The sequence below is a fragment of the uncultured Campylobacter sp. genome (assembly GCF_937921625.1).
In the GTDB taxonomy this organism is placed as follows: Bacteria; Campylobacterota; Campylobacteria; order Campylobacterales; family Campylobacteraceae; genus Campylobacter_B.
Genome location: NZ_CAKZTI010000040.1, coordinates 1 through 6,308 on the forward strand (window position 1 = coordinate 1; position 6,308 = coordinate 6,308).

6 protein-coding genes are annotated in these 6,308 nt (G+C 48.8%); 4 read left to right on the forward strand and 2 right to left on the reverse strand.

All coding sequences use genetic code 11. From position 1 onward, the window contains the following. Together Q0101_RS06705 and Q0101_RS06710 are read left to right on the forward strand one after the other, a co-directional pair. A partial coding sequence (locus Q0101_RS06705; RefSeq protein ID WP_297943522.1) for an aryl-sulfate sulfotransferase occupies window positions 1-350 on the forward strand: 350 nt, incomplete at its 5' end. A 226-nt stretch (window positions 351-576) separates the two neighbouring features. Next, window positions 577-2,205 (forward strand): malolactic enzyme, encoded by a 1,629-nt coding sequence (locus tag Q0101_RS06710; protein WP_297943524.1) that lies wholly within the window; start codon window positions 577-579, stop codon window positions 2,203-2,205. 419 nt (window positions 2,206-2,624) lie between these two features. Here the strand turns inward: Q0101_RS06710 and menA are convergent, their stop codons facing one another. Then, a complete protein-coding gene (gene menA / locus Q0101_RS06715) occupies window positions 2,625-3,527 on the reverse strand; it encodes a 1,4-dihydroxy-2-naphthoate octaprenyltransferase (RefSeq protein ID WP_297943528.1) in 903 nt (300 codons plus the stop codon). A 178-nt stretch (window positions 3,528-3,705) separates the two neighbouring features. Here menA and Q0101_RS06720 point away from each other — a divergent pair, with 178 nt between their 5' ends. Together Q0101_RS06720 and Q0101_RS06725 are read left to right on the forward strand one after the other, a co-directional pair. Beyond that, the gene (locus Q0101_RS06720; protein ID WP_297943531.1) at window positions 3,706-4,536 is read left to right on the forward strand and encodes a pyridoxamine kinase; all 831 of its coding nucleotides are present in this window, start codon (window positions 3,706-3,708) and stop codon (window positions 4,534-4,536) included. Between the two features lie 13 nt (window positions 4,537-4,549). Next, window positions 4,550-4,690, forward strand: coding sequence for a hypothetical protein (locus tag Q0101_RS06725; protein ID WP_297943534.1), 141 nt, complete (start codon window positions 4,550-4,552; stop codon window positions 4,688-4,690). 731 nt (window positions 4,691-5,421) lie between these two features. On the opposite strand, the gene hcp is transcribed toward Q0101_RS06725, so the two are convergent. Next, a partial coding sequence (hcp, locus tag Q0101_RS06730; protein WP_297943537.1) for a hydroxylamine reductase occupies window positions 5,422-6,308 on the reverse strand: 887 nt, incomplete at its 5' end.

Genomic DNA, 6,308 nt, shown 5'->3' on the forward strand with positions numbered 1-6,308 from the left:
AGCCTGCGATGGCGGGTATGAAATACTCCCGCGCGGTCGTTTATAAAATCGACGAAAAAGCTAAAACCGTCGAGCAGGTCTGGGAGTACGGCAAACAGCGCGGCAGCGAGTGGTACAGCTCGGTCACATCGCTCGCGCAGTATCAAGACGACCTTGATAGCGTGATGGTTTACTCAGCGGTTGCCGGCATGCAGTTTGACATCGTCAAAGGCCGTCCGGTCGGCGTGCCTAGCCCGCATATCAACGAGTTTGAATGGGGCGCAAAAGAGCCGTCAATCGAAATCAAAATGACCAACGCGATGGGTTATCAGGCGTTTCCGTTTAGCCTAGAAAAGGCGTTTGAGAAGTAAAATTTAAATTGAGCGGCTCTGTTTGGCAGAGCCGCTTGTAAATTTGCATTGCCTGTTGCTGCATTTTCATCATCTCTGCTTATGGTAAAATTTCGCTCGATTGATTGAATTTATCCATACAAAACACCTTCGCGCGGTAAAATTTTGATTGTATATAAATTTAGACTGAAGCAGTATAATTTATTCAAGTCGAAAAGCAAGACTCAAATAAAACAAAGGAGCGCGTATGGAAAAGTATGGCTATAACCGCATCAATGATGCGTTTTTGAACAAGGGAACGACATTCTCCGCCGAAGAAAGGAAAAAGTATCATCTGGAAGGACTGCTTCCTCCGTGTATTGACGATATTGAAACGCAAGCCGATAGAATTTACCGCCAGATGGAACGGAAAACTTCCAAAATAGAAAAAAGAAGATTCCTCATGGATGTTTTCAATCACAACCGAACGCTTTTCTATCACGTATTCCATGAACATATTGTAGAGTTGATGCCGATTGTTTATGATCCGGTTATCGCGGAAAGTATCGAGCAATATAGTGAGCAGTTTGTCGATACGCAGGGTGCGGCATTTTTGTCAATCGATGCTCCTGAGCAAATTGAAGATGCGCTCCGTCATGCCGCCGGTGACAGACACATCAGACTTATCGTTGCGACCGACGCGGAAGAAATTCTCGGTATCGGCGACTGGGGAACGAACGGCGTTGATATCTCCGTAGGAAAACTGATGGTCTATACTGCCGCCGCTGGAATTGACCCGAAATCGGTACTGCCGGTCGTGCTGGATTGCGGAACAAATAGAGAGGCGCTGCTGAATGATCCGCTCTATCTCGGAAATCGCCACAAGAGAATATACGGCGATAGATATTACCGCTTCATCGATCAATTTGTAACGACGGCGGAAAAACTTTTCCCCGACTTATACCTTCACTTTGAAGACTTCGGCAGATCGAATGCCGCAAAGGTTTTACAAACATATCAGAAAACTTTGCCTGTATTCAACGACGACTGTCAAGGAACCGGAATTATTACACTTGCGGGAATTCTCGGCGCTATGAAAATCAACGGGCAAAAGCTTACGGAGCAGGTATATCTGTGCTTCGGCGCGGGAACGGCAGGAGCGGGAATCACGGATCGCATATTCAGAGAAATGGTCGCGCAAGGTCTTTCCGAAGACGAAGCCCGCAGCCGTTTTTATATGGTGGATAAGCAGGGGCTGCTGTTTGACGACATGGACGACCTGACGCCCGAACAAAAACCGTTTGCGCGAAAACGTAGCGAATTTGGTAATGTGAGAGAGCCCGTCTCTCTTACAAAAGCGGTTATGGCGATACGTCCGACGATTCTTGTAGGAACATCGACGGCGCCGAAAACCTTTACGGAAGAGATCGTTCGCGCTATGGCGTCATGGTGCGAGCACCCGATTATTTTTCCGCTCAGTAATCCTACAGAGCTGGCTGAAGCTACGGCTTCAGACTTAATTCATTGGTCGGATGGCCGCGCAATGGTGGCAACGGGAATTCCTGCCGATCCGGTGGAATACAAGGGCGTCACGTACACAATTGGGCAGGCAAATAACGCGCTGATTTATCCGGGATTGGGATTAGGCAGTATCGCGGTAAATTCAAAGCTCGTGACGGATGAAATGATCTCGGCAGCTGCACATTCGCTTGGAGCCTTTCTTGAAACCGGAAAACCCGGAGAAGCGGTTTTACCGCCGGTAGCGCGGCTGACGGAATTTTCCGAAGCGGTTGCCGTCGCAGTCGCCTCTTGTGCCGTCCGTCAAAAATTAAACCGCGTTGCAACGGATGACGTGGAAAAAACGGTCAAAAACTGTATCTGGAAACCGGAGTACTAAAGCACGGAAAAGCCGATAATAGAAATGGCGGCTGGTAACAATACGCTTAGCAAGCGATTCTATTGGCAAGTATTCTACGCGCTCACAATCCTTAAGCGCCGCTTCGATGAATGGCGGGAGCTATCACAAAGCGAGGCGGCGCAAACTCGCGCAGAGCAAAATGCGGTCAAAGCAGCATAAACGTGCGCGAATTTTGACGCGAGATCGCTGAAATTTGATACATTGAAAGCTCGGGTGGCGCGGCGCTTTGTCGCATGATTCTTAGGGGTTGCCTCGCGCAAATTCGCTCAAAACTCAATCAAATTTGGAGTACTAAGTGATCGGGCGTAGGTTTAATGTGCGTGTGTTTTCAATTTTATCTCGGTTAAGCGCCTCGAAACGGGCCGAGAGGCGCGCTTGATTTTAAATTTAATTCAAATTTAGCCCAAAATCTCCCCGACGAAAAATAGCGCCGACATAGCAAACGTACACAGCGCGACGACCTTGAGCTGCCCGTCGAAGTCGCGGCACTCCAGCACTTTTAAGACGAAAAAGAGATGCCAAATAAGCGGTGCAAAGCTCGCTATGTAGAGTAATCTTATGCCCGAGTCGCCGCGCAAAAGCGAGTAAGCTAGCATCGCACACATCGCGCCCGTAATCAGGGCGACGTGGTAGCGTTTGGCTGCGCGCAGTCCGATACGCACGGGGATCGTGCGCTTGCCCTTGAGCGCGTCGTTTTGGATGTCGCGCATGTTGTTTAGATTTAGCACGGCGGTGCTTAGCATCCCGCACGCGCATGCCGGCAGCAGCAACGCCGCATCTAGCGAGTGCGCGTATAAAAAGTACGAGCCCAGCACGCTCAAAAGTCCAAAAAACAAAAATACGAAAACGTCGCCGAGCCCCTTGTAGCCGTATGCGCCGGCTCCCACGGTGTAGCGGATCGCGGCATATATCGACGCGCCTCCCAGCGCCAAAAATAGAGCCACGAGATAAAACCGCCCGCCGAATGCCAAAACGCTTAGCGCGAGGCTCGAAAATGCCGAAAGCAGCGACGTAGCGACGATGACGCGCTTCATCTGCTCTGCGCTCATCTGTCCCGTTTGGATCGCGCGGCGCGGCCCCAGTCTGCCCCCGTCGTCGGTGCCTTTTACCGCGTCGCCATAGTCGTTGGCGTAGTCGCTTAACGCTTGAAACAGTAGCGTCGTAAGTAGCGCCAGCGCAAAAATGTCGGCCCTAAACGCGCCCACACCGTATGCCGCGCCGCTGCCGAGCAATACGCCCGAGACGCTAAGTGGCAGCGATCTAAGGCGCGCGGATGCGTAAAGAGCTTTTGCGGTTATCATTTTTTTGCCTTTTGTTTTTAAATTTATACGCCGAATTTACGGCGAACCCGAGATAAAATTTAGCGGAAAAACGCCAAAAATATTATAAATTTAGACTATTCGTAGAGTAAATTTTATTTAAATTCGCCTTTTTAATATAAATAGCGGTAAAATAGAGCCAAAAATTTTAGGAATTGTGATGAAAAAAGTTCTTACCGTTCAAGATATATCCTGCGTGGGCAAGGTTTCGCTAACCGTCGCCTTGCCGATACTTAGCGCGATGGGGATGAGCACGAGCGTGATCCCTACGGCGGTTTTATCGATGCATACGGGCTTTTCGGGCTACACCTTTTGTGATCTAAGCTCGCAGATACGCGCGATCATGGCGCACTGGAAAGACCGCGGAGTGGTGTTTGACGGCATCTACACGGGCTTTTTGGGTTCGGCAGCGCAGATCGAGATTATGGGCGAGCTATTTGCGAGCTTCGGCGGCGCGGGCAAAACTATTTTGGTCGATCCTTGTATGGGCGATAACGGCGTATTTTATCCGGGCTTTAACGAGGATTTTGCTCGTATGATGGCGCTTCTGTGCGCCAAGGCCGACGTCATCACGCCCAATATCACCGAGGCCTGCGCGATTACAGGTGTGCCGTACCGAGAGGATGCGGATAGGGATTTTATCATGGATCTGCTTGCAAGGCTTCGAGAACTGGGCGCCAGACAGGTTATTTTAAAGGGCATCGGCTACATCGCCGATCAGTGCGGGGTTTTCAGCTACGATGCGCGCACGGGCAGGACGAACGAGTATTTCCACGAGCTGCTGCCGGTTAAATTTAACGGCACCGGCGATATTTTCGCCGCCGTAGCCTTTGGCGCAATAATGCGCGGCAAGTCGCTGGAAACGGCGGTTCGTATCGCTGCGGACTTCGTCGTCAGCACGATCAAAGAGACGATGAGCGACGAGGAGCGCAACGGATACGAGGGGGTAGATTTCGAAGCGATAATCCCTGAGCTGGTGAGGAAAATCTAAGTTCTAGACGGATTTGGAACTCGCCGCGCGGACAGAGGATTTGTGGCAGAGCTTTAAAATTTTACTGCAAAAGGAAATTCCTAAATTTTATCTGCGGCGTGAAATTTTAAAATTTTCAAAATTTATGTGTCGTGTGGGGCATGGAATTCTATAGGCGACGTGTAATTTTAGAATTCATGCATTGCACGGGCTTATAATTTTATCTCTTGCATAAAATTTTAAAATTTGCACCGACGTAAAGATGCGAAATTTGTCGTTAGCACGGAATTATAAACGCAAGGCTACAGCGAATTTATCTGCTTGCGAGTTTGAGCTGCATTTTGAAATTTCGTACAAAATCTGCTTAAAATTTTATTCCCACAAGCCGTACGCCATGCACTCATAAAATAATTTCAAAATTTATGAGTAAAATTTAGATTAAAATCCGTATTTAAATCCCGATTAAAAATCCTGTGAAAATACTATATTTATTTAAAATTTTAACGGCACTAAATTGCAATATCTGATAGCGAAAAATGAGATAATACGGAAAATTTTATGCAATATCAAGCATCAATGAGGCACACCATAGGATTACTATAAGCGGAAGCGATGCGGATAAGATATAAATACTTGCACAGAAAAAGAGGGATTGTAATAGCAAAGACGATTGGAATTTGAATGTGTAAAAAAAGCACTTAATTAAATTTTTCGAAGCATTTGGCGAGATTATATGATTTTAAAATTTAAATTAAGAAGGACGACATAATCGTGAAATTTAAATATGAGCGTCGGGCGCAAAATGCCGCAGATCGGCTAGCTCCGCTAAAAGCGCTATATAAAGGGTAAATTTAAAACGGAGCTTTGCCGAATTCAAAATTTACCCGATTTGCCTCGCTATGAAATTTATTCGCCGAGGAAGTATTTCAGATCCGCCTGCGCGTCGCCGCTGATTAGGCGAAGGCCGAAATTTTGCACCAAAAAGCCCAAAATTTCGTCGTTGAAAAACTCAGGCACCGTAGGACCTACGTTGATATTCTTAACGCCTAGGCTAAATAGCGCAAGCAGGATGATGACCGCCTTTTGCTCCATCCACATCAGCACGATCGAGACCGGCAGGTCGTTTACGGCGATGCCCGTAGCCTCGCTAAGCGCTAGGGCGATCTTGACCGCGCCGTTGCTGTCGTTGCACTGACCAAGGTCGATATAGCGCGGAATCTCGGTGCCGGGCACGTTTCCGAAATCCACGTCGTTGAAGCGGAATTTGCCGCAGCTGGAGGTCAAAATCACGCAGTCTTTCGGTAGGCTAAGCGCTAGCTCGCGGTAATACTCGCGTCCCTTGCCCGGCGCGTCGCAGCCTGCGATGACGAAAAAGCGGCGGATTTTGCCCGATTTGATCGCGTCTAAAATTTGCGGCGCGAGGCTCAAAATCGTCTTATAGTGTCCGCCCGTCACCAAGCTCTCGTCGCTGTCCATACTCACGTCGCCGCACGCAAGTGCGCACTCGATGAGCGGCGTAAAATCGTCGTTTTGGATATGTTTGATGCCGTCTGTGCCCGCGATAGAGTAGCCAAACAGCCTGTCTGCGTAGCTACAGGACGAGCGAAGCGGCACGATACAGTTGGTGGTCATCAAAATCGCGCCTTTAAATTCGTTGAAAAGCTTGGTCTGATCGAACCACGCCTTACCGACGTTGCCCTTTAGGTGCGGATACTTGCGAAGCTGCGGATAGCCGTGCGCAGGAAGCATCTCGGAGTGGGTGTAGATATTGATGCCCTTGCCCTCGGTCGCTT

Coding starts and splice junctions, on each gene's coding strand:
- Q0101_RS06710 (WP_297943524.1), top strand. CDS start 577: ATGGAAAAGTATGGCTATAACCGCATCAATGATGCGTTTTTGAACAAG.
- menA (WP_297943528.1), bottom strand. CDS start 3,527: ATGATAACCGCAAAAGCTCTTTACGCATCCGCGCGCCTTAGATCGCTG.
- Q0101_RS06720 (WP_297943531.1), top strand. CDS start 3,706: ATGAAAAAAGTTCTTACCGTTCAAGATATATCCTGCGTGGGCAAGGTT.